Origin of the sequence: uncultured Cellulomonas sp., assembly GCF_947494015.1 — a bacterium.
Lineage (GTDB): Bacteria > Actinomycetota > Actinomycetes > Actinomycetales > Cellulomonadaceae > Pengzhenrongella.
Genome location: NZ_CANLTL010000038.1, coordinates 1 through 799, shown reverse-complemented (window position 1 = coordinate 799; position 799 = coordinate 1). Strand labels below are relative to the sequence as shown.

At 69.2% G+C, this 799-nt stretch carries 1 protein-coding gene; it reads right to left on the bottom strand.

Annotation, left to right across the window (positions count from 1 at the left end):
* Nucleotides 1-14 precede the first annotated feature (14 nt).
* The coding region (locus Q0840_RS18975) for a hypothetical protein (RefSeq protein ID WP_298462738.1) at nt 15-799 on the bottom strand (785 nt) is incomplete at its 5' end.

Here is a 799-nt window from a genome sequence, read left to right as displayed (position 1 = left end):
CGGTGGCGGGGTGGTCACCAGCCGCGGGAGATGGTGACGCCGGTGCCGTCGGTGAAGGTGTTGGTGGTGTTGGTGACCCCGGTGGGTGAGGGGGCGATGATCGCGCACCGGGTGTGGCGGGTGTCCAGGCCGAAGGTGTTGTTGCGGACCTGCAGGGCGCTGCCGGGGATGGGGGCGTAGCGGGTGCCCCAGGCGATGTTGATCGAGCAGCCGCCGCCGTTGATCTGGTTGTCCTCGATCACCACGTCGCTGATGGGGCCGCGGTCCTGGGTGGTCTGGAACGCCGAGGAGTAGGCGCCGTCGATGCGGTTGCCCACGAACCGCAGGTTGGTGCCGGCCTGGATCTGGACGCTGTCGGCGTGGGAGGGGCCGCCGCGCTGGTTGGGGTCGCTGGCGTAGAACAGGTTGTCGTGCAGCCAGGAGCTCTCCACGCGCACGTTGGGTCCGGTGATGTGGACCGAGTCGATGACGTTGGCGATCTCGGTGCGGCGCACGGTGAAGTTGTGGCCGATGATCCCGTTGACCCACGGGGAGGCCTCGGCGGCGATGAGCTCGCTGTCCTCCAGGGTGAAGGAGTAGGCGCCCAGGTCGTTGGTGATCAGGCCCATCGACCCGGTCAGCGGCTTGCCGCGCACGATGGAGTTGCGGATCACCACACCGCTGGCCTTGACCCGGACCAGGCCGCGGATGTCCAGTCCGTCGATCACCGCACCGGGCGTGGTGATCGTCAGGTCACCGTCGTGCACCGTCAACCGCTTCCCGGCCGGCACCCCCGTCGTCTCCGGCCCCGCCACCGACC